Consider the following 19,892-nt stretch of genomic DNA (forward strand, 5'->3'; position numbering starts at 1 on the left):
GGGGGGGGGGGGGAGGAGGAGCGGGTCGGTGGGTTTGGTGCCTTCCTTTTTTTTTTTCTTTTTCCCCCCCCCCCCCCCTTGTTTCTCCCCCCGGGCCCAACTGCGGACGGTCCTTGTCCAAGGACCGGGGCGCAGGCGGGAGCGCATCACTGATCTGCAAAACCGGCGGGGCGATGCAAAAAACACTTGAACGACTCGTCGGTTTGCCAGATATGGGCCGCCAAGACGCCAACGCACGCGCCTCTGGCGAAAGGGGTCACGCCCCTAAGGTTACGTAGCGACGGTAACGTCTCTGACAGCACTGAGCGGCCGTATTCGGCCGGGTCTATTGGAGATGACCATGAACGCAAACGTAGCCGGGCTGACCGCCCGCAACTGTGAATTCGTATCCCGCACCCTGAGCTACATCGCCTCCAACCGGTTCGACCGGCCGACGCTGGTGGTTGACGCCGAGGCCGTTGCGGCGAAATACCACGCATTGGCGCGTGGCCTGGGGCGTGCGCGCATCCACTATGCGGTCAAGGCCAACCCGGCTCCGGGCATCCTGCAGCGGCTGGTGGCCGAGGGGGCAAACTTTGACGCCGCAAGCCGTGCCGAGATCGACATGTGCCTGGCCGCCGGGGCGCAGCCGGAGCAGATCAGCTTTGGCAACACCATCAAACGGCCGACGGATATCGCCTATGCCCACCGCCTCGGGATCACCCATTTTGCTGCCGATGCGGCAGAGGAACTGGACAAGCTGGCCGAGCATGCGCCCGGGGCCAGCGTCTACCTGCGCATGCTGGTCGACAACACCGAGGCCGATTGGCCGCTGAGCCGCAAGTTCGGCAGCTCGGCCGAGATGGTCCTGAAGCTGATGGACCAGGCGCGTGACGCCGGTCTGGTCGTGGCCGGGCTGTCGTTCCACGTCGGCTCCCAGACGCGGGCGCCGCAGATGTGGGCGGGGACGCTGGATCAGGTGGCCGCCGTCTGGCACCAGGCGCGTGCGGCCGGCCATGACCTGCAGCTGCTGAACATCGGTGGCGGCTTCCCGGCCTCTTACGGTGCCGAAATGCTGCCCGCAGAGGATTATGCCCGCGCGGTCATGGCGCTGGTGACGGAGCGCTTTGGCGAAGTGCCGCAGATCATGGCCGAGCCGGGGCGCGGTCTGGTCGCCGAGGCCGGTGCCATCGCGGCAGAGGTCCTGCTGGTGTCGCGGAAGGACGCTGACGACCTGCATCGCTGGGCCTATCTGGACATCGGCATGTTCTCGGGTCTTGCCGAGACCATGGGCGAGGCAATTCGCTATCGCATCACCACCGAGCGCGACCATGAGCCGACAGGTCCCTGCATCCTGGCCGGCCCGTCCTGCGACAGTGCCGATGTGCTGTATGAGCGCATCCCCTACCAGCTGCCGTTGGGCCTGAAAGCCGGGGACCGCGTGGTGATCCACAGCTGCGGGGCCTATACCTCGACCTATGCCTCGGTTGGCTTCAATGGCTTCCCGCCGCTGGATGTCGTGGTGATCTGAGACTGGCGGCGGGGCTTGCAGCCCGGCCACGAAGCAGTCTTGATGGGGCAAGCATTGAGAAAGGTTTGCCCCATGACAGACACTCCCTCCGCGCCCGATGATGCGCAGGCCCGCCGCGCCGTCCGCCCGGTCATCTGCTATCCCAATGACAGCCTGCCGGAGCCGGATCTGCCGCTATACCGACGGGCGCGACAGGGGGCGGTGAAAACGGCGGAGCAGCGCGTCGACCCCCGCGAGGCGGCCTGTTTCGAGGTGCCAGCCGGGCATTTCTTCCGCATCACCTCGATCGAGGGGCCACAGGTGGGGGATCTCAACCTGTGGAACCGCAACAACCTGTCAGAGCGCTTCTATTCCGGCAAGACCCGCGCATTGCACGGCACCCATGTGAGCACCGGCGAGCGCCTGTGGAGCAGCTTTCCCTACCTGCGCCCGATGGCCACCATCGTCGAGGACACCCTGGGGTGGTATGGCATTGATGAATTCGGCGGCTCGGTTCACGACGTGATCGGGACACGCTGTGACCCCTATACCGGCAACCTGCTGTCGGGCAGCCAGTATCACCACTGCTGCCACTCCAACCTGACCCGGGCGCTGGCGGATCACCTGCGGCTGCCGCTGGCGGAGGCCGAGCCGCATGTGCACGACGTTCTCAACGTCTTTATGTGCACAGGCTTTACCCGCGACACCGGCCAGTATTTCATGAAGGCAAGTCCGGTTCGCCCCGGTGACTACCTTGAGTTTTTCGCGGAGATCGACTTGCTGGGCGCGCTCAGTGCCTGTCCGGGTGGTGATTGTTCGGCGGAGCATTCCAGCGACACCGCCGCCTGCTTCCCGATGTTGGTAGAGGTTTTTGCGCCATCTTCCGATGAGCTGGCGAACTGGCGGCCGCCCGCGGTTAATGGCTATGACCGCAGCCACGGGCGAGGGTGAGACAGGGCAGAGGGAACACCCGCGGCCCGGCAGGTGATGGCATTTCGCAAACCGGACAGCTCGCCTGTTGCAATTGACGCGATCCCACAGGGCAAATGAAAAGGGCAGAGGTCGCGCCTCTGCCCATAATCAACAATGCCAGGGTCGGACCCTTACGCGGCGCGTGACAGGGGCATTCAGCGAAACGCGGCCTCGAGTGCAATTTCAACCATGTCGCCAAAGCTGCGCTCGCGCTGACCGGACGGCAGCGCCTCGCCTGTTTGCAAATGGTCGGAAACGGTCAAGACCGCCAAGGCGCGGCAATCGTAACGCGCGGCCAGGGTATAAAGTTCCGCGGCCTCCATTTCGACGCCGAGAATGCCATGCCGCACCATCTGTTCATTCAGATCCGGACGCTCGTCGTAAAAGACATCCGAGGAATAGATGCCGCCCACATGGGTGGCCACGTCACGGGTTGCGGCGGCTTTTGCAGCAGCCTGAAGCAAGCCCCAATCGGCACAGGGGGCAAAATTCACCTCGCGGAAAATACTGCTGGAGGGGCTGTGAACGGTGGTTGCCGTCATGGCGAGGATCACGTCGCGGACCTTGACCTTTTCCTGCATGCCGCCACAGGAGCCGATGCGGATCAGGGTCTTTGCGCCGTAGTCGCGGATAAGCTCGTTGGCGTAGATCGACAATGAGGGCATGCCCATGCCGCTACCCTGGATGGTCACGCGGTGGCCGTTCCAGGTGCCGGTGTAGCCCAGCATGCCGCGCACTTCATTGACGAGAACCGCGTCGCTGAGAAAGGTCTCCGCCGCCCATTTGGCGCGATAGGGATCCCCCGGCATCAGCACGGTTTCCGCGATTTCACCCTTCGCAGCGCCGATATGAACTGTCATTTGCGTTTCCCTTGGTTCAGATTTCCAGATCGGAAATGTCCATTCCGGCGGTCAATGCGGCGTGGACCCAATGCGGTTTGCGACCGCGGCCGGTCCAGGTTTCTTCGGGATTGTTCGGGTTGCGATACTTGGGGGCTGCTTTTGTTTTCTTGCCACCCGGGCGGGGACCATTGGCAATTTCGTCCAGTGAGAAACCGTATTTCGCGGCCGCTTCTTCGGCCGCTTTCAGGGCTTCCTGACGTTCCCGCAATTCGGCGGTGCGCAGGGCTTCCTCTACATCACCTTGCAGCTGGAGCAGTTCTTTTCTTGTCATTTTCGAAAGATCGAGCGTCATTTCTTACTCCATGATAAATGGCACTCCGGAAAAGCCGGTGTGCCATTCTTTATGGACCGAATTTCGAATTCGGTTTAGCTTTTTCTTTGTCGCTCGCGGAAAATTGCGCAGGAAAGATCAGTAGGCTGCAATTTCCGGTGGCTTTGCAAGTTCGACAATGTCACTCATAATTGCATTGAGCTCGAAATCCTTGGGTGTATAGACCCGGGCAACGCCGAACGATTTGAGCTTTTTCGCATCTTCGTCGGGAATGATTCCACCCACGATCACCGGGACGTGGCCAAGGCCGGCGTCGCGCATGCGCTGCATCAGATCCTCGACCAGTGGCAGGTGGCTACCGGACAGGATCGACAAGCCCACCACATGGGCATCGTCTTTCTGGGCGGCTTCGACCAGTTCGGCGGGGGTCATGCGGATGCCGTCATAGGTGATGTCCATGCCGCAGTCGCGGGCGCGGAAGGCGATCTGCTCGGCGCCGTTGGAATGGCCGTCCAGGCCCGGTTTGCCGACCACGAACTTGATCCGGCGGCCGAGTGCGTCGCTGACGCTGTCGACTGCCGCGCGCAATTCATCCAGCCCTTCGGTCTTGTTCGATACCGAGGCCGACACGCCGGTGGGGCCGCGGTAGGTGCCGTGGACGCGCCGCATCTCCTCGGCCCATTCGCCAGTGGTCACCCCGGCCTTGGCCGCCGCAATTGACGGCTCCATGATATTGTCACCGTTTTGCGCCGCCGCCCGCAGGCTGGCGAGGGCCGATTGCACCGCGTCCTCGTTTCGCTCTCGCCGCCAGATGTTCAGGCGGTCGACCTGCTCTTGTTCCACAGCGGGATCCACGACCATGATGCCGCCATCCTCGGTTTGCAGCGGCGAGGGTTCGCCTTCGGTCCACTTGTTGACGCCGACCACGACGGTTTCATTGCGTTCGATACGGTTCAGACGCTCGGCATTGGAGTCGACGAGGCGGCCTTTCATATACTCGATCGAGGCGACGGCGCCGCCCATGGATTCCAGATTGGCGAGTTCGGCGCGGGCCCCCGCCTTCAATTCCTCGACCTTGGCATCGACCACCGGGTTGCCGTCAAAAAGGTCGCCGTATTCCAGAAGGTCGGTCTCATACGCGAGGATCTGCTGCATCCGCATCGACCACTGCTGGTCCCAGGGGCGGGGCAGGCCAAGCGCCTCGTTCCAGGCGGGCAGCTGCACCGCGCGGGCGCGCGCCTTTTTCGACAGCGTCACCGCCAGCATCTCGATCAGGATCCGGTAGACGTTGTTCTCCGGCTGCTGTTCGGTCAGCCCGAGCGAGTTCACCTGCACGCCGTAGCGGAAGCGGCGGAACTTCGGGTCCTCCACGCCGTAACGGTCGCGGCTGATTTCATCCCACAGGTCGACGAAGGCGCGCATCTTGCACATCTCGGTGATGAACCGGATGCCCGCATTCACGAAGAAAGAGATGCGCCCGACCATGGCCGGGAAATCCTCTGGCGCGATGCGCGGTCGCAGCTCGTCCAGCACCGCCTGCGCGGTGGCCAATGCAAAGGCCAGCTCCTGCTCCGGCGTCGCGCCGGCTTCCTGCAGGTGGTAGGAGCAGACGTTCATCGGGTTCCATTTCGGCACGTTGGTGTAGCAGTATTCGGCCACATCCGCGATCATCCGCAGGCTGGGCTTGGGCGGGCAGACATAGGTGCCGCGGCTCAGATATTCCTTGATCAGGTCGTTCTGCACCGTGCCTTGCAGCTTGGACACATCCGCGCCCTGTTCCTCGGCCACCGCGATATACAGGGCCAGCAGCCACGGCGCGGTGGCGTTGATCGTCATCGAGGTGTTCATCTCCTCGAGCGGCATCTGGTCGAACAGCGTGCGCATGTCGCCGAGATGGCAGATCGGCACGCCGACCTTGCCGACCTCGCCGCGCGCCAGCACGTGATCGCTGTCATACCCGGTCTGCGTGGGCAGGTCGAAGGCGACCGACAACCCGGTCTGCCCCTTCGCGAGGTTTGAGCGGTAAAGTGCGTTCGAGGCCTTGGCGGTGGAATGTCCGGCATAGGTGCGGATCAGCCAGGGGCGGTCTTTTTGCATCTGCGGCATCGGGGACCTCGCGAGTCAGTTAGTGGGTAATTTTATTTCGCCAATGGGATCTAAACTGCAATTTTAGACCCATGTCAATTCGCTGCGTTGCGGCAATGTCGAGCGAAGCCGCAGATCTGAGGGGCTGGAGGCTTGGCGGTTGTAATGGCGGCAGCCATCGGCAACTGTCGGTGTATGACGCAGACCGTGGAACTTCCGCTGTGGCTTTTCGTGCTGATCCTCGGCTTCGCCGCGGTGACCTTTGCCTCGCATTTTCTGTTTCCCTCCGTGCGCTGGTTCGTGCGGCGGCGGCTGGAGCGCGCGGTGGCGCGGTTGAACCAGCGGCTGGAGCGCCCGATCGAGCCGTTCAAGCTGATCCGGCGCTACGACATGATCCAGCGGCTGATCCACGATCCGCAGGTGACCCAGGCGGCGGCGGATCATGCCCGCGCCGAGGGGATTCCCGAGAACGTCGCCTTTGAGCAGGTGCGCCGCTACGCGCGCGAAATCGTGCCGGGGTTCTCCGCCTTTGCCTATTTCAGCTTTGCGGCGCGGGCGGCGCGATTGCTGTCGAACAGCATTTACGACGTCCGCCTGGCGCAGCAGCAGCCCGGTGCGCTGAGTGACATCGATCCCGAGGCGACGGTCGTGTTCGTAATGAACCACCGTTCCAACATGGACTACGTGCTGGTGACCTACCTGGCCGCACGGCGGTCGGCATTGTCCTATGCGGTGGGCGAATGGGCGCGGGTCTGGCCGCTGTCGCGGCTGATCCGGGCGATGGGTGCCTATTTCATCCGCCGCCGCTCGCGCAATGATTTGTATCGCAAGGTGCTGGCGGCCTATGTGGGGATGGCTACGCGCGGTGGCTCGACGCAGGCGATGTTCCCGGAGGGCGGGCTGAGCCTGGATGGCGCGCTGGCTGCACCGAGGCTGGGATTGCTGAAATACATTGTCGAGGCGCGCGACCCGAAGGGGCGCGACGTGGTCTTTGTCCCGGTGGCCCTGAATTACGATCGGGTGCTGGAGGACCAGATCCTGCAAGACGCCGCGCGCGCCGGGGAGCGCCGGTTCAAGGCCCGCATCGGCGTGGTGGCCCTGCGGTTGCTGCGGCAGCTGTGGCGTTGGCTCACAGGGCGCTATCGGCGGGCTGGCCGCGCTGCCGTAACGGTTGGCGCACCGCTGAGCCTCAGCGGGTTTGCTGCCACGCAGGCGGGTGACCCGACCGAGCCGCTGGCACAGGAGTTGATGGCGCGGATCAGCACCATTGTGCCGGTGCTGCCGGTGCCACTGGTTGCGGCAGCGCTGTGTCGTCATGGGCCCCAGACCCGCGCCGAGATCGAGGCGCAGGTGCAGAAGTGGATCACGGCTCTTCCAGTGGCGAGGTTGCACCTGCCACCGCAGGAGGCCTGTAAAGCCGCGGGCGAGGGGGTGGAGCACCTGCGCCGCCGGAAGCTGGTGACCTGTGAGGATGACCGGTTGGTGCCGGACCCGGCGCGGCTGGGACTGCTGGAGTTCTATGCCAATTCAATCCGCCATCTGTTGCCCGCAGACGACGGCTGCGGGGCGGGTGATGCTGCACCTGCTAAAGGCAATGCTGCATCTGCTGGGTTATAAAATTTCACAAACTGAGCAAAAGTTGTTGCAATGTTGCTTGGTGAATTTTATCCACTAGGTAATCGCCGCGATTCTGCACTGCGGCAAAACCTGGATGCAAAGGAGGCCGTCATGGCATTGGATACCCAGACTGACGTCATGTCTTACGAGGCGCCCGAAAAGGATCTCTATGAAGTGGGGGAAATCCCCCCGATGGGTTACGTCCCCAAGAAGATGTATGCCTGGGCCATCCGCAAGGAACGCCACGGCGAGCCGGACACCGCGATGGTGCAGGAAGTGGTCGACGTGCCGGAGCTGGACAGCAACGAGGTGCTGGTTCTGGTGATGGCAGCGGGCGTCAACTACAATGGCGTCTGGGCCTCCCTCGGCACGCCGATCTCGCCGTTTGATGGCCACAAGGCCCCCTATCATATCGCCGGGTCTGACGCCTCGGGCATCGTCTGGGCGGTTGGTTCCAAGGTTACCCGCTGGAAGGTCGGTGACGAAGTGGTGATCCACTGCAACCAGGACGACGGCGACGACGAGGAATGCAACGGCGGCGACCCGATGTACTCCCCCAGCCAGCGGATCTGGGGTTACGAGACGCCGGACGGGTCCTTTGCCCAGTTCACCAATGTGCAGGCGCAGCAGCTGATGCCGCGACCCAAGCACCTGACCTGGGAAGAAAGCGCCTGCTACACGCTGACGCTGGCAACCGCCTACCGGATGCTGTTCGGCCATGAGCCGCACGACCTGAAGCCGGGCCAGAACGTGCTGGTCTGGGGCGCCTCGGGCGGTCTTGGCTCCTACGCGATCCAGCTGATCAACACCGCCGGCGCCAATGCCATCGGCGTGATCTCGGACGAGAGCAAGCGCGACTTCGTGATGGGCCTCGGTGCCAAGGGCGTGCTGAACCGCAAGGACTTCAACTGCTGGGGCCAGCTGCCCACGGTGAACACGCCGGAATATGCCGAGTGGTTCAAGGAAGCCCGCAAGTTCGGCAAGGCGATCTGGGACATCACCGGCAAGGGCGTGAACGTCGACATGGTGTTCGAGCATCCCGGCGAGGCGACCTTCCCGGTCTCCACCTTCGTGGTGAAGAAGGGCGGTATGGTTGTGATCTGCGCGGGTACCACCGGCTATAACCTGACCTTCGACGTCCGCTACATGTGGATGCATCAGAAGCGCCTGCAGGGCTCGCACTTTGCGCATCTGAAGCAGGCCGCCGCTGCCAACAAGCTGATGGTCGAGCGCCGTCTGGACCCCTGCATGTCCGAGGTCTTTGCCTGGGCCGATCTGCCCGAAGCCCACATGAAGATGATGCGCAACGAGCATCTGCCGGGCAACATGTCGGTGCTGGTGCAAGCGCCGAAAACCGGCATGCGGACGCTTCAGGACGTGCTGGAGAGCAACAGCTGATCGTATCTCCCTGTCGGCCGAGCCAAGGGTCGGCCGCGCCTGGTTGGCGATCTCCCCGGGTCGTCGGCGACCTGCGAGTCACTGAGGTGATTCGCAGGTTCTTTTTCTGACTGAGATAACAATTTCAATGGCTTGAACTGAGTGCTTTCGCTATTCCGGGGGAGTTTGGGCCTCGCGCATCTTGAACGGATTTCGACCGTCTTGTTCGGATTTGCGTCAGGTCTGTCCGGATTTGCGCTAAACTCGGCGCTTGCCGTTGACTGTTCCGTGTCGGGCGCGGCACAAGGTGGTCGAACCACGTCGCAGCCCGGATGCTGCCACGGGTTGCAAAAACCAACTGGGCAGACTCGCGAGGGCGACAGCGGCACGACATGGCTAGCAAGGCAGACCTGGATCGCATTCTGGAAGCACTTGACGCGACCGACATGCTGGACGGTCTGCAGCAGATCATCGAGCAGGTCTGCGAGGTGTTTGGTGTCGACCACGCCATGTATCATTGGGTCGACAGTGCCGGCGACCACTATTATTTCGGAACCTACCCGCAGGACTGGGTGCAACGCTACCAGGAGCGGGCCTATGTGCGGGTCGACCCTGTCGTGGTGGGATGCTACCAGCGCTTTCACCCGGTGGACTGGAAGCGGCTTGACTGGTCGCCGAAACCAGCGCGGGAATTCCTAAAAGACGCGTTGGAACATGGGGTTGGCAATCAGGGCTATTCGATCCCGATCCGCGGTCCCAACGGCCAGTTCGCGGTTTTCACGGTCAGCCACAATTGCGACGATGCAACCTGGGAAAAACTGACCGAGAAATTCGGTCGGGAGCTGATCCTGATGGGGCATTACTTCAACCGAAAGGCGCTGGAGTTCGAACCCAACCGCACGCCAGAACAGACCCAGCCGCTGTCCCCGCGCGAGGTGGACGCGCTGACCCTTCTGGCCATTGGCTACAGTCGCGCGCAAGTGGCGCAAACGCTGGCAATCTCAGAACATACCCTGCGCGTCTACATCGAAAGCGCGCGTTTCAAACTGGGCGCGATCAACACCACTCACGCGATTGCGCGTGCCTTGTCCCTGGGGTTGATCGTCGTGTGATCTCTGGGTGTGCGCACCGCGTTCGACACAGCCTGAAATTGTAAGAAATCGCGTAAGCTGTCCCCACTGTTCACCAGAAGGGGACTATATCATGCTTCGTTACATCTATGGCCATGACCTGAACAACCACGCCTTGCTGGCCCGGTCCATGTTCCGCGACCGGGCGGACCAGTTCCGAACCCGGCTGGGCTGGGAGGTGCAGGTCGACGCGCAGGGAGAGGAGCGCGATGAGTATGATGCGCTGGATCCGCTCTATGTGATCTGGGAGATGCCCGATGGCCGTCACTGCGGCTCGATGCGGTTTTTGCCCACCACAGGGCCGGTGATGGTCAACGACGTGTTTCTGGAATTGGCGGGTGGGGTGCCAGTGTGCAGCCCGCTGATCTGGGAATGCACTCGGTTCTGCCTGTCGCGCAAGGCGGGGGGATCTGTTGCCGGGGCGCTGACCCTGGGCGGCGTGGAAATCATGCGCAACTTCCATCTGCGCCACTTCGCCGGTGTCTTTGACCGACGCATGGTGCGGGTCTATCGCGGCCTTGGTTTCTGTCCCGAGGTGATCGGCAGCAGCGGCGAAGGCCGTGAACGGATCTGTCTGGGGTTGTGGGAGTACAGCCCGGAGGTCTACCTGAGGGTGGCGGCAAAGGCCGGGATCGCGCCCGAGCTGTCGCAACTGTGGTTCGACCGAGCGTTCGGCGGCGTCGCCGCGTCACCGGCGCTGCCGCTCACGGCCTGACCCGGCACCGGGCGCAGTCTGCAAAGCACACGGCGGAGCCGGGAGCCTCTGGCGGACCCGGCTCCGCGGCTGTAGTGTCGCGCCATGACCACCTTGCCCGTACAGTTTTCCGATGATCAGGCCACCGCTTATGACAGCGTGACCGAGCTCCTGCGCCAGGCGGGAATTGACCTTGATGACGGGCTTTTGCACCCGCCGCGCGGCGATGCCGGGGTGATGGCGGTGATTGGCAAGGCGGGCTCGGGCAAGACGCTGCTGCTGGCGGAACTGTACAAGGCGCTGGAACAGGCCGGGGTCGAGGTTGTCTCGGGCGATTACGAGAGCCGCAAGAAAAGTGACGACCGTCGCACGTTGGCGATTCTGGCACCCACCAACAAGGCGGCCAGCGTTCTGCGACTGCGCGGGGTGCCGGCCACCACCATCCATCGCATCCTCTATACCCCGGTTTATGACCCGGAGTTCGAGAAGATCGCCGAATGGCTGGCCGGGCAGGGCGATCAGCCCGAGATCGAGGGCTTGACCGAAGAGGCCTTGGCGCGCGCGGCGGCGTTCTACGAAAAGAACAAGTCGATCCCCGGTGCGCTGGCTGCCGCGGGTTTGCGTGGCTCGGACTTCATCACCGGCTGGAAGCGGCGCGAAGAGCCGCTGGATATCGGTTTTGTCGATGAGGCTTCGATGCTGGACGACCGCCAGTTCGAGGATCTGAAGGAGATCTTCCCCAACCTCATCCTGTTCGGAGATCCGGCGCAGCTGGCGCCGGTCAACCAGTCCGGCTCGATGGTGTTCGACGCGCTGCCGGAGCCGCGCCGCCTGATCCTGAACCGCATCCACCGTCAGGAGGCGGGCAACCCGATCCTGGATCTGGCGCATGCGTTGGCCGATCCGCAGCTGGGGTTCGAGGATTTCGAGCGGATGATCGAGGACACCGCCCGCCGCGATGAGCGGGTAGTCTGGGGCCAGCGGGTCGAGGTCGACCTGATGGCGCGCTCACCGGTTCTGGTGTGGCGCAACAACACCCGCATCCGGCTGATCAATGCCTTCCGCGCCGTGCATGGCGCGCCGGAAGATGCCCTGATCGAGGGCGAGCCGCTGATCTGCGACGGTATCGAGTTGCCGATCAAGCATCGCAAGAAACGCCTCGATCTTGAGGCGCGCGGCCTGATCAAGGGCGCGCAGGTGATTTTTCTCGGGGCAGGGCGCAAACCCGGTTTTTCGCGGCTGCACGTGATGGGGGCAGAGGATCCGCAGGTGTCGGCGGCGTCGATCGTCAAGATCGAGAAACCGGATGAGGAAGAGCCCTTCATCCCCTATGCCGCGCGCATGGGGGCCACTTTTCTGCACGGCGCGGCGGTTACCATCCACAAGGCGCAGGGCTCGCAGTGGGACACCACGCAGGTCTTCGCACCCGACATCTATGCCGCCGCCCGAATGGGCCGGGTCGAAGCAGGGCAGCCCTTGTGGAAACGTCTGGCCTATGTCGCCATCACCCGGGCGCAGGAGCGGCTGATCTGGGTGGTGCGCAATCGTCTGGCCAAACCCAGCGGCCCGTTGCGTGTGGATGACCTGAAAGCGGTCCCGGCGGCGGCACTGACTTTGGACGTACAGGAGGACACCCCGGCATGACGCAATCGATCCTGATTACCGGCGCGAGCTCCGGTATCGGCCGCGCGGTGGCTGAACTGTTCCTGGCCGAAGGCTGGCAGGTTGGTCTGCTGGCGCGTCGAGCCCACAAGCTGCAGGAGGTGGCGCAGGGCCATGCCAACGCGCATGTGCTGGCGGCCGATGTGACCGACCCGGCAGCGGTGGATCACGCCGTGAACAGCTTTGCCATGACCGCGGGGCGGCTGGATGTGCTGTTCAACAATGCAGGCATTTTCACGCCGCCCGGCACCATTGACGAAATCCCGCTGGACGACTGGTTCGCCTCGGTGAACGTCAATCTCAACGGCATGTTCCTTGCCGCCCGCGCAGCGTTCCGGCAGATGCGGCAGCAGGCGCCGCAGGGTGGGCGGATCATCAACAACGGCTCCATCGCCGCGCATGTCCCCAGACCGCAGAGCGCGCCTTATGCCGCGACCAAGGCGGCGATCACGGGCCTCACCAAAAGCCTGTCTCTGGACGGCCGCGCGTTTGACATCGCCTGCGGCCAGATCGACATCGGCAATGCCCGCACGCCAATGGTGGAAGAGTTGAGCCAGCGTCAGGCCGCCGCCGATCCCGAGGCGGCGCCGATGCAGAGCTTTGCAGTCGAAGATGCGGCGCGTTCGGTGCTGCATATGGCCAATCTGCCGTTGGAGGCCAACGTGCAGTTCATGACGGTGATGGCCACCAAGATGCCCTATATCGGCCGCGGCTAGGCGCTCCCGCCCGTCGCTGGCGCATCTGGGATGCGCCGCTCCCATTGGGCGTGGCGCTGCGCTGATGCGCAGCGGGCCTCCGGCCGGAGTATTTTTGGAAAGGCGAAACACCGGGCTTCATCTTTCCGCAAATACTCCGGGGAGAATTGGCCGCAAGGCCAAGAGGGGCAGAGCCCCTGTCAGCGGTTCCTGATCAGGCTGAAGGCGGCGGAGGCGCCCCAGCCGGCGGCGATGGCAATTGCCAGCGACATCAGCCCATAGAGAAAGGGCTGTTCGCGCGACAGGGCGTAGAGGAACTTTTCCAGCCCGACTTTGCGCACGTCGATGGCGGTTTCGTAGCTGGAGACCACCTCGCCGCCACGGGTCAGGAAGATACGGGTCGCATAGGTGCCTTCGGTCAGGTTCGCGGGCATCCGGATGGCGGTGCGGAACAGGGTCTGCTCATCCACCGCCACGGTGTTCTCCCGCAACGAATAGAGGCCGTTTTTCTCGCGGATACGCACCACCGCATCGGCGAAATCCTGGGCGCCGCGAATGTGCATCGCGGCGCCGACCGAGCGGATCGCCCGCTCGATCGAGATGCGGTGGCGCAGGTCCTCGGTATCAGTTAGCACCTCGTCAAACGGCGCGCTGGTGGCCACCGCGTAAAAGGCCGGTGCGGAATCAACCAATACGCTGTCGGCGTTGACCCAGATGCCGAGCTTCTTTTCCTTGCGACGCACCATCACCGCGGGTGCCGGGCCGGAGACCGTCACGACAACCTCCAGCGGGTCATCCACCGGTATCGGTGTTTCGCGTTTCACTGCGCCGAACACGAGGATCTCGGAGCCATCGAACGTGGCGGTGATCGCGACGCGGTCCTGGCTGAGGCCCAGAACGACCTCCTCCTTGGCGGCCTGGGCGGCGGTCTGCGGCAGCAGCAGCGCGGCAGCGGCAAGGGCGGGCAGCAGCAGCTTGCGCATTGTCAGTGCCCTCCCATCGCGCCGAGCGAGAACAGCTCAGCCGGTTGCAGCAGCAAATCGAGGCCCAGCTTGACGCAGACAGCAATGACCATCAGCGCCAGCAGAATGCGCAGCTGCTCTGCCTTGAGGTAGACGCCGATGCGGGTGCCGATCTGCGCGCCGATGACGCCGCCGACCAGCAGCAGCACCGCCAGGACGATATCGACGGTGTAGTTGGTGGTGGCGTGCAGCATGGTTGTGAAGCCCGTGACCAGGATGATCTGGAACAACGAGGTGCCGACCACCACCTTGGTGGGCATACCAAGAATGTAGATCATCGCAGGCACCATGATGAAGCCGCCGCCGACCCCCATGATGGCCGCCAGGATGCCAACGCAGACCCCGACCAGCACCGGCGGGATCACCGAGATATAGAGCCCGGAGGTGCGAAAGCGCATCTTGAAGGGCAGGGCATGTACCCAGCCGCGCTGGCGCCGGCTGGGTGGCGCGGAGCCGCCTGCCTTACGGGTCTTGCGGATGGCGTTGAGGCTCTCGATGAACATCAGCCCGCCGACGACGCCGAGGAACACGACATAGCACAGCTTCACCAGCAGATCGACCTGACCCAGTGCCTTGAGGTAGTTGAAAACCACCACCCCGAGCGCGGCGCCGATGAGGCCGCCTGCCTGCAGAACCAGCCCCATCTTGATATCGACGGTGCGCCTTCGGAAATGGGCCAGCACACCGGAAAAGGAAGAGGCGACAATCTGGTTGGCCTCGGTCGCCACCGCCACCGCGGGTGGAATGCCGATGAAAAACAAGAGCGGCGTCATCAAGAAGCCGCCGCCAACCCCAAACATGCCCGACAGAATCCCGACCAGGCCGCCAAGGCCCAGCAACAGGAACGCGTTCACCGAGACCTCGGCTATGGGAAGGTAGATCTGCATGTTCTTTGTTAGACCTGAGTTCGTTCAAAAATCAATGACCGATGCTGCTATGCAGCGTGCAGGACTGAGTTGACGCGAGAAACTGGACCTATCTAGCCTCGGCAATTTCGGGCGCAGACGGGAAAACAGAAAACGCCCGGTGCGGGACCGGGCGTTTGAGTGACAGCGCGTAGCGGCAGGGCGATACGCGCTCTTAGCGCTCTTAGCGCTCTTTTACATAGGGTTGGCCGCCGGCACGGGGCGGGATCGCCTTGCCCACGAAGCCGGCCAGAATCACCACTGTGAGTACATAGGGAAGCGCGTCCATTGCCTGCACCGGGATGGTCAGACCGCCCAGTTCGATGTTCTGAAACCGCAGCGCGATTGCTTGCAACAGGCCGAAAAGCAGGCAGGCCCCCATGGCGTGCCAAGGCCGCCACTTGGCAAAGATCAGCGCCGCAAGCGCGATGAAGCCGCGCCCTGCGGTCATCTCCTTGACGAAGCCGGCCTGAAGCGCGGTGGCGAGGTAAGCACCGGCAATGCCGCACAGCAAGCCGCAGATCAGAACGGCTGCGTAACGCAGCCCCACGACCGAGACGCCGGCGGTATCAACTGCGGCTGGGTTTTCGCCCACCGCCCGCAGCCGCAGACCAAACCGGGTGCGGAACAGGATCCACCAGGTTGCGGGCACTGCGAGGAAGGCGAAGTAGACCAGGATGGAGTGGCCCGACAGCAGCTCGGAATAGACCTGATGCACGGGGTTGGCTTCGGCCATCAGGCGCGACACCGGCTGACCTGTCGCCGCAGCATCCTCAGGGCCGATGGCAAAGGGCCATTCCCAGCCCTCGAACCGGCCGCCGCTGAACAGCGAAGGCGTGCGGCCGCCCTGCTTGAACCAGTCCTGCGCGATCAGAACCGTCAGGCCAGAGGCGAGGAAGTTGATCGCAACGCCGGAGATCAGCTGGTTACCCCGGAAGGTGATCGACGCGACCCCGTGCAGTACCGACAGTACCAGAGAGGCGGCAATGCCTGCCAGCAATCCCAGCCAGACATTGCCGGTGACGGCGGCCACCGCCGCCGAGAAGAAGGCCGCCATCAGCATCTTGCCCTCAAGCCCGATGTCGAAGATGCCCGCGCGTTCGGAAAACAGACCCGCGAGGCAGGCCAACAGCAGCGGTGTTGCCAGGCGGATGGTGGAGTCCAGAATCTGGATGATCGTCAGGAATTCCATCAGTTTTGCCCCTTCCGTACCGCGATGAAGATCTTCTCAAGCGGCATCCGCACCATGTTGTCCAGCGCGCCGGTGAACAGGATCACCAAGGCCTGGATCACCACGATCAGCTCGCGCGGGATCGAGGTCCAGAGCGCCAGTTCTGCGCCGCCCTGGTAGAGAAAGCCGAACAGGATTGCGGCCAGGAACACGCCGAAGGGGTGGTTGCGCCCCATCAGCGCCACCGCGATGCCGATGAAACCGGCGCCTTCGGTGGAGTTCAGCACGAGGCGCTCGGCCTCGCCCATGACGTTGTTGATGGCCATCATCCCGGCCAGCGCGCCGGAGATCAGCATGGCGATCATCACGATGCGCACCGAGGAAATGCCCGCATAGCGCGCTGCCGGTTCGGATTTGCCCAGGGAGCGGATCTCGTAGCCCAGCGGGGTGCGCCAGATCAGCAGCCAGATCACCACGCAGGCGGCCAGCGCCACCAGAAGGCTGACATTGGCGGGGCCGGATTTGGAGAACTCGATCCCCAGCGGCGCCAGCATTTCATGCAGCGAGGGCAGGTGGACCGTTTCCGGGAAGCGGGCCGAGGCCGGATCCTGCGAGCCCTTGGGGCGCAGCACATTGACCAGCATGTAGTTCAGCACCGCCGCGGCGATAAAGTTGAACATGATGGTGGTGATCACGATATGGCTGCCGCGCTTGGCCTGCAGATAGGCGGGGATCGCGGCCCAGGCGGCGCCAAACAGGCCGGCGCCAAGGGCGGCAAAGATCAGCGCCAGCGACCAATGCGGCCAGGGGATGAACAGGCACACCAGGGCAACGCCGAGGCCCCCCAGCATTGCCTGGCCTTCACCGCCGATGTTGAACAGCCCTGCATGGGCGGCCACCGCCACCGCGAGGCCCGTGAACATGAAGTTGGTGGCGTAATAGAGCGTGTAGCCCCAGCCATAGGTGGACCCCAGCGCTCCGTCGACCATCAGCTTGACCGCGGCCACCGGGTCTTCGCCGATGGCAAGGATCACCAGCGCCGAGAGCGCGGCGGCCAGCAGCAGGCTGATCAGCGGGATCAGGACCACGTCGGCCCATTTTGGCATCTTTTCCATTACGCGGCCTCCCCCGCGACACCGGCCATCATCAGGCCGAGCTCTTTCTCGTTGGTCTGATCAGCCGGGCGTTCGCCCATTATCATGCCGTCAAACATCACCGCCACACGGTCCGACAGGGACAGGATTTCCTCCAGCTCGACCGAGACGAGCAGGATGGCCTTGCCCTGATCGCGCAGGGCCACGATCTGCTTGTGAATGAATTCGATGGCGCCGATGTCGACGCCGCGGGTCGGCTGGCCCACCAGCAGCAGGTCGGGGTTGCGCTCGATCTCGCGGGCGACCACGATCTTCTGCTGGTTGCCGCCAGAGAAGTTCTTGGCGGCCAGCCAGGGATCCGGCGGGCGCACGTCGAACTTCTCCATCTTGGCCTCGGTATCGGCGCGCAGGGCGGCATTGTTCATCATCAGGCCGTTCTGGTAGGCCGGATCGCGATGATAGCCGAAGGCGACATTTTCCCAGGCGTGGAAATCCATGATCAGCCCTTCGCGCTGGCGGTCTTCCGGCACGTGGCCGACATGGGCGGCGCGGCGCGCCCTGCCGTCGGCACCATGACCTGACAGTGGCAGCGGCTGGCCGTGCAGCTTGAGGGTGCCGGTGCCTTCGCGCATGCCGCCCAGCACCTCCAGAAGCTCGGACTGGCCATTGCCCGCAACCCCGGCGATGCCGACGATCTCGCCCGCGCGCACGGTCAGATCAATGCCCTTCAGGCGCTCGACGCCGGCGCTGTCGACCACCCGCAGGCCCTCGACCTCCAGCACCGGGGCCCCTGGTGTTGCGGGCACCTTGTCGACGCGCAGCAGCACCTTGCGGCCGACCATCAGTTCGGCCAGGTGCTCGGGGCTGGTCTCAGCCGTCTTGACGGTGGCGGTCATCTGACCGCGGCGCATCACCGACACCGTGTCGGTGTACTCCATGATCTCGCGCAGTTTGTGCGTGATCAGGATGATGGTCTTTCCTTCGGCGCGCAGCCGGTCGAGGATGCGGAACAACTGGTCGGCCTCGGACGGGGTGAGCACCCCGGTGGGTTCGTCCAGGATCAGGATTTCCGCCTTGCGGTACAGCGCCTTGAGGATTTCGACCCGCTGCTGCGCGCCGACGCCGATTTCGTCGATGCGGGCATCGGGGTCGACGAACAGCTCGTATTCTTCCTCAAGCGCCTTCAGCTCCTTGCGGGCGCGGCGCAGCGAGGGCATCAGCAGGCCGCTGTCCTCGGCGCCCAGCACGATGTTTTCCAGCACGGTGAAATTCTCCACCAGTTTGAAATGCTGGAACACCATGCCGATGCCGGCAGCGATGGCGGCCTGGCTGTCGGGGATCTCGGTGCGCGTGCCGTTGATCCAGACCTCGCCCTTGTCAGCCTTGTAAAACCCATAGAGGATCGACATCAGTGTCGATTTACCGGCGCCGTTTTCACCGATGATGCCGTGAATGGTGCCGGGGGCGACGCGGATGGAAATGTCCTTGTTTGCCTGGACCGGGCCAAAGGCTTTGGAAATGCCTTTGAGTTCGATGGCGGGGGCGGTCAAGCGGGCTCTCCCATGCCTGAAGTTCCGATCCTTGCTCCCAAAGTGAGGGCGGCTGGCGCGATGCGGGACGGGCAGGCGGGATAGATGCCTGACCAACCGGCGCTGCCGGGATCGGAGTGGAAAAAGAGGAACCCGCCCCCCATGTCCGCCGAGGCGGATCGGGAAGCGGGTGATAGCTGGCCCCAGGCGGCACGCAGAATATGCAGACAATCCGTCATGGCCTGGGACAATCGGATCAGAAGCTCAGCGCAGGGCAGCTGTCGTTTTCATAGTAGCTTGCGACGCTGATCTCGCCTGCGATGATCTTTTCGCGGGCTTCTTCAACCGCGGCCTTCATCTCGTCGGTGACCAGCGGGGCGTTGTGCTCGTCCAGGGCATAGCCCACACCGTCTTCGGCCAGACCCATGGTGAAGACGCCGGTCTCCAGGTCTTCGCCGGCCTTCATGGCTTCATAGACGGCCACGTCCACCCGCTTGAGCATGGAGGTCAGAACCTTGCCCGGGTGCAGGTGGTTCTGGTTGCTGTCCACACCAATCGACAGGATGCCTTCGTCGGCGGCGGTCTGCAGCACGCCCACACCGGTGCCGCCGGCCGCTGCATAGATCACGTCAGCGCCCTGGCTGATCTGCGACTTGGTCAACTCCGAGCCCTTCACCGGGTCGTTCCAGGCCGCCGGGGTGGTGCCGGTCATGTTGGCGACAACCTTGGCGTCGGGGTTCACGGCCTTCACGCCCTGGGCATAGCCACAGGCAAAGTGGCGGATCAGCGGGATGTCCATGCCGCCGATGAAGCCGACGGTGTCGGACTTCGACGCCATCGCCGCCATCATGCCGACCAGATAGGAGCCTTCATGCTCGGCAAAGCCGATCTGGCGAATGTTGGGCGCTTCCAGCCAGGTGACGTCGACAGCCACGAACTTGGTGTCCGGGTAATCGGCGGCAACAGTGCTGAGCGGGTCGGCCATGGCAAAGCCCATGGTGATGACGGGGTTAGCGCCGGCTTCGGCAAAGCGGCGCAGGGCCTGCTCGCGCTGGGCTTCGGACTGCAGCTCGATCTCGCGGTAGCTGCCGCCAGTCTCTTCGGCCCAGCGGCTGGCACCGTTATGGGCGGCTTCGTTGAAGCTCTTGTCGAATTTGCCGCCCAGGTCGAAGATCAGCGCCGGTTCTGCCAGTGCGGCGCCTGCGGTCAGCGCCAGCGACGCGGCTGCGCCCATCAGCGATTTCATCAGGGTCATCAGGAAACTCCCACTATCATTT

17 protein-coding genes are annotated in these 19,892 nt (G+C 63.6%); 8 read left to right on the forward strand and 9 right to left on the reverse strand.

Annotated elements, in window-relative coordinates:
• Nucleotides 1-334: 334 nt before the first annotated feature.
• Entirely contained in the window at nt 335-1,510 is a 1,176-nt protein-coding gene (locus tag AB9K35_RS03735; RefSeq protein WP_369924567.1) for a type III PLP-dependent enzyme, read from the forward strand.
• A 72-nt stretch (nt 1,511-1,582) separates the two neighbouring features.
• Nucleotides 1,583-2,440 carry an urea carboxylase-associated family protein gene (locus tag AB9K35_RS03740; RefSeq protein WP_369924568.1) on the forward strand — a complete coding sequence of 286 codons (858 nt, stop codon included), beginning with the start codon at nt 1,583-1,585 and terminating at the stop codon, nt 2,438-2,440.
• Between the two features lie 176 nt (nt 2,441-2,616).
• On the opposite strand, the gene deoD is transcribed toward AB9K35_RS03740, so the two are convergent.
• From deoD to AB9K35_RS03755, 3 genes are all read right to left on the reverse strand, one after another.
• The gene (deoD, locus tag AB9K35_RS03745) at nt 2,617-3,321 is read right to left on the reverse strand and encodes a purine-nucleoside phosphorylase (RefSeq protein WP_369924569.1); all 705 of its coding nucleotides are present in this window, start codon (nt 3,319-3,321) and stop codon (nt 2,617-2,619) included.
• 16 nt (nt 3,322-3,337) lie between these two features.
• On the reverse strand, nt 3,338-3,655 hold the full coding sequence (locus AB9K35_RS03750) for an H-NS histone family protein (RefSeq protein WP_222456274.1): 318 nt from the start codon (nt 3,653-3,655) through the stop codon (nt 3,338-3,340).
• 117 nt (nt 3,656-3,772) lie between these two features.
• Entirely contained in the window at nt 3,773-5,740 is a 1,968-nt protein-coding gene (locus AB9K35_RS03755; RefSeq protein ID WP_369924570.1) for a methylmalonyl-CoA mutase family protein, read from the reverse strand.
• A gap of 174 nt (nt 5,741-5,914) precedes the next feature.
• Between AB9K35_RS03755 and AB9K35_RS03760 the strand changes: the two genes are divergently transcribed.
• The 6 genes from AB9K35_RS03760 (at nt 5,915) to AB9K35_RS03785 (ending at nt 12,915) form a co-directional block, all read left to right on the forward strand.
• A complete protein-coding gene (locus AB9K35_RS03760) occupies nt 5,915-7,336 on the forward strand; it encodes a 1-acyl-sn-glycerol-3-phosphate acyltransferase (protein WP_369924571.1) in 1,422 nt (473 codons plus the stop codon).
• Between the two features lie 111 nt (nt 7,337-7,447).
• Nucleotides 7,448-8,734 carry a crotonyl-CoA carboxylase/reductase gene (gene ccrA / locus AB9K35_RS03765; protein ID WP_222456271.1) on the forward strand — a complete coding sequence of 429 codons (1,287 nt, stop codon included), beginning with the start codon at nt 7,448-7,450 and terminating at the stop codon, nt 8,732-8,734.
• A gap of 371 nt (nt 8,735-9,105) precedes the next feature.
• Nucleotides 9,106-9,825, forward strand: coding sequence for an autoinducer binding domain-containing protein (locus AB9K35_RS03770; RefSeq protein ID WP_369924572.1), 720 nt, complete (start codon nt 9,106-9,108; stop codon nt 9,823-9,825).
• Nucleotides 9,826-9,916: 91 nt separating this feature from the next.
• Nucleotides 9,917-10,558 carry an acyl-homoserine-lactone synthase gene (locus AB9K35_RS03775; protein ID WP_369924573.1) on the forward strand — a complete coding sequence of 214 codons (642 nt, stop codon included), beginning with the start codon at nt 9,917-9,919 and terminating at the stop codon, nt 10,556-10,558.
• Between the two features lie 84 nt (nt 10,559-10,642).
• On the forward strand, nt 10,643-12,181 hold the full coding sequence (locus AB9K35_RS03780; protein WP_369924574.1) for an ATP-dependent RecD-like DNA helicase: 1,539 nt from the start codon (nt 10,643-10,645) through the stop codon (nt 12,179-12,181).
• Entirely contained in the window at nt 12,178-12,915 is a 738-nt protein-coding gene (locus AB9K35_RS03785; protein WP_369924575.1) for an SDR family oxidoreductase, read from the forward strand. Before AB9K35_RS03780 ends, AB9K35_RS03785 begins: the two co-directional genes overlap by 4 nt.
• A gap of 179 nt (nt 12,916-13,094) precedes the next feature.
• Here the strand turns inward: AB9K35_RS03785 and AB9K35_RS03790 are convergent, their stop codons facing one another.
• From AB9K35_RS03790 to AB9K35_RS03815, 6 genes are all read right to left on the reverse strand, one after another.
• Nucleotides 13,095-13,877: a TIGR02186 family protein gene (locus AB9K35_RS03790; RefSeq protein WP_369924576.1), complete on the reverse strand. Its 783-nt coding sequence runs from the start codon at nt 13,875-13,877 to the stop codon at nt 13,095-13,097.
• A gap of 2 nt (nt 13,878-13,879) precedes the next feature.
• The gene (locus AB9K35_RS03795; protein ID WP_369924577.1) at nt 13,880-14,803 is read right to left on the reverse strand and encodes a sulfite exporter TauE/SafE family protein; all 924 of its coding nucleotides are present in this window, start codon (nt 14,801-14,803) and stop codon (nt 13,880-13,882) included.
• A 202-nt stretch (nt 14,804-15,005) separates the two neighbouring features.
• Complete coding sequence (locus AB9K35_RS03800; RefSeq protein WP_369924578.1) at nt 15,006-16,013, reverse strand: ABC transporter permease; 1,008 nt, start codon at nt 16,011-16,013, stop codon at nt 15,006-15,008.
• Nucleotides 16,013-17,107: an ABC transporter permease gene (locus AB9K35_RS03805; protein WP_369924579.1), complete on the reverse strand. Its 1,095-nt coding sequence runs from the start codon at nt 17,105-17,107 to the stop codon at nt 16,013-16,015. Before AB9K35_RS03805 ends, AB9K35_RS03800 begins: the two co-directional genes overlap by 1 nt.
• Entirely contained in the window at nt 17,107-18,636 is a 1,530-nt protein-coding gene (locus AB9K35_RS03810) for an ABC transporter ATP-binding protein (protein ID WP_222456262.1), read from the reverse strand. Before AB9K35_RS03810 ends, AB9K35_RS03805 begins: the two co-directional genes overlap by 1 nt.
• Before the next feature lie 235 nt (nt 18,637-18,871).
• Complete coding sequence (locus tag AB9K35_RS03815; RefSeq protein WP_222456261.1) at nt 18,872-19,870, reverse strand: BMP family ABC transporter substrate-binding protein; 999 nt, start codon at nt 19,868-19,870, stop codon at nt 18,872-18,874.
• Between the last annotated feature and the right edge of the window lie 22 nt (nt 19,871-19,892).

It is taken from the genome of Leisingera sp. XS_AS12 (assembly GCF_041224635.1).
Lineage (GTDB): Bacteria > Pseudomonadota > Alphaproteobacteria > Rhodobacterales > Rhodobacteraceae > Leisingera.

What these genes read in the sequence shown, in the direction of transcription:
- AB9K35_RS03805 (WP_369924579.1), bottom strand. Translation starts at nt 17,107, where the DNA reads ATGGAAAAGATGCCAAAATGGGCCGACGTGGTCCTGATCCCGCTGATC.
- AB9K35_RS03795 (WP_369924577.1), bottom strand. Translation starts at nt 14,803, where the DNA reads ATGCAGATCTACCTTCCCATAGCCGAGGTCTCGGTGAACGCGTTCCTG.
- AB9K35_RS03790 (WP_369924576.1), bottom strand. Translation starts at nt 13,877, where the DNA reads ATGCGCAAGCTGCTGCTGCCCGCCCTTGCCGCTGCCGCGCTGCTGCTG.
- AB9K35_RS03815 (WP_222456261.1), bottom strand. Translation starts at nt 19,870, where the DNA reads ATGACCCTGATGAAATCGCTGATGGGCGCAGCCGCGTCGCTGGCGCTG.
- AB9K35_RS03770 (WP_369924572.1), top strand. Translation starts at nt 9,106, where the DNA reads ATGGCTAGCAAGGCAGACCTGGATCGCATTCTGGAAGCACTTGACGCG.
- AB9K35_RS03780 (WP_369924574.1), top strand. Translation starts at nt 10,643, where the DNA reads ATGACCACCTTGCCCGTACAGTTTTCCGATGATCAGGCCACCGCTTAT.
- ccrA (WP_222456271.1), top strand. Translation starts at nt 7,448, where the DNA reads ATGGCATTGGATACCCAGACTGACGTCATGTCTTACGAGGCGCCCGAA.
- AB9K35_RS03775 (WP_369924573.1), top strand. Translation starts at nt 9,917, where the DNA reads ATGCTTCGTTACATCTATGGCCATGACCTGAACAACCACGCCTTGCTG.
- AB9K35_RS03740 (WP_369924568.1), top strand. Translation starts at nt 1,583, where the DNA reads ATGACAGACACTCCCTCCGCGCCCGATGATGCGCAGGCCCGCCGCGCC.
- AB9K35_RS03800 (WP_369924578.1), bottom strand. Translation starts at nt 16,013, where the DNA reads ATGGAATTCCTGACGATCATCCAGATTCTGGACTCCACCATCCGCCTG.
- AB9K35_RS03755 (WP_369924570.1), bottom strand. Translation starts at nt 5,740, where the DNA reads ATGCCGCAGATGCAAAAAGACCGCCCCTGGCTGATCCGCACCTATGCC.
- AB9K35_RS03750 (WP_222456274.1), bottom strand. Translation starts at nt 3,655, where the DNA reads ATGACGCTCGATCTTTCGAAAATGACAAGAAAAGAACTGCTCCAGCTG.
- AB9K35_RS03760 (WP_369924571.1), top strand. Translation starts at nt 5,915, where the DNA reads ATGACGCAGACCGTGGAACTTCCGCTGTGGCTTTTCGTGCTGATCCTC.
- deoD (WP_369924569.1), bottom strand. Translation starts at nt 3,321, where the DNA reads ATGACAGTTCATATCGGCGCTGCGAAGGGTGAAATCGCGGAAACCGTG.
- AB9K35_RS03735 (WP_369924567.1), top strand. Translation starts at nt 335, where the DNA reads ATGACCATGAACGCAAACGTAGCCGGGCTGACCGCCCGCAACTGTGAA.
- AB9K35_RS03785 (WP_369924575.1), top strand. Translation starts at nt 12,178, where the DNA reads ATGACGCAATCGATCCTGATTACCGGCGCGAGCTCCGGTATCGGCCGC.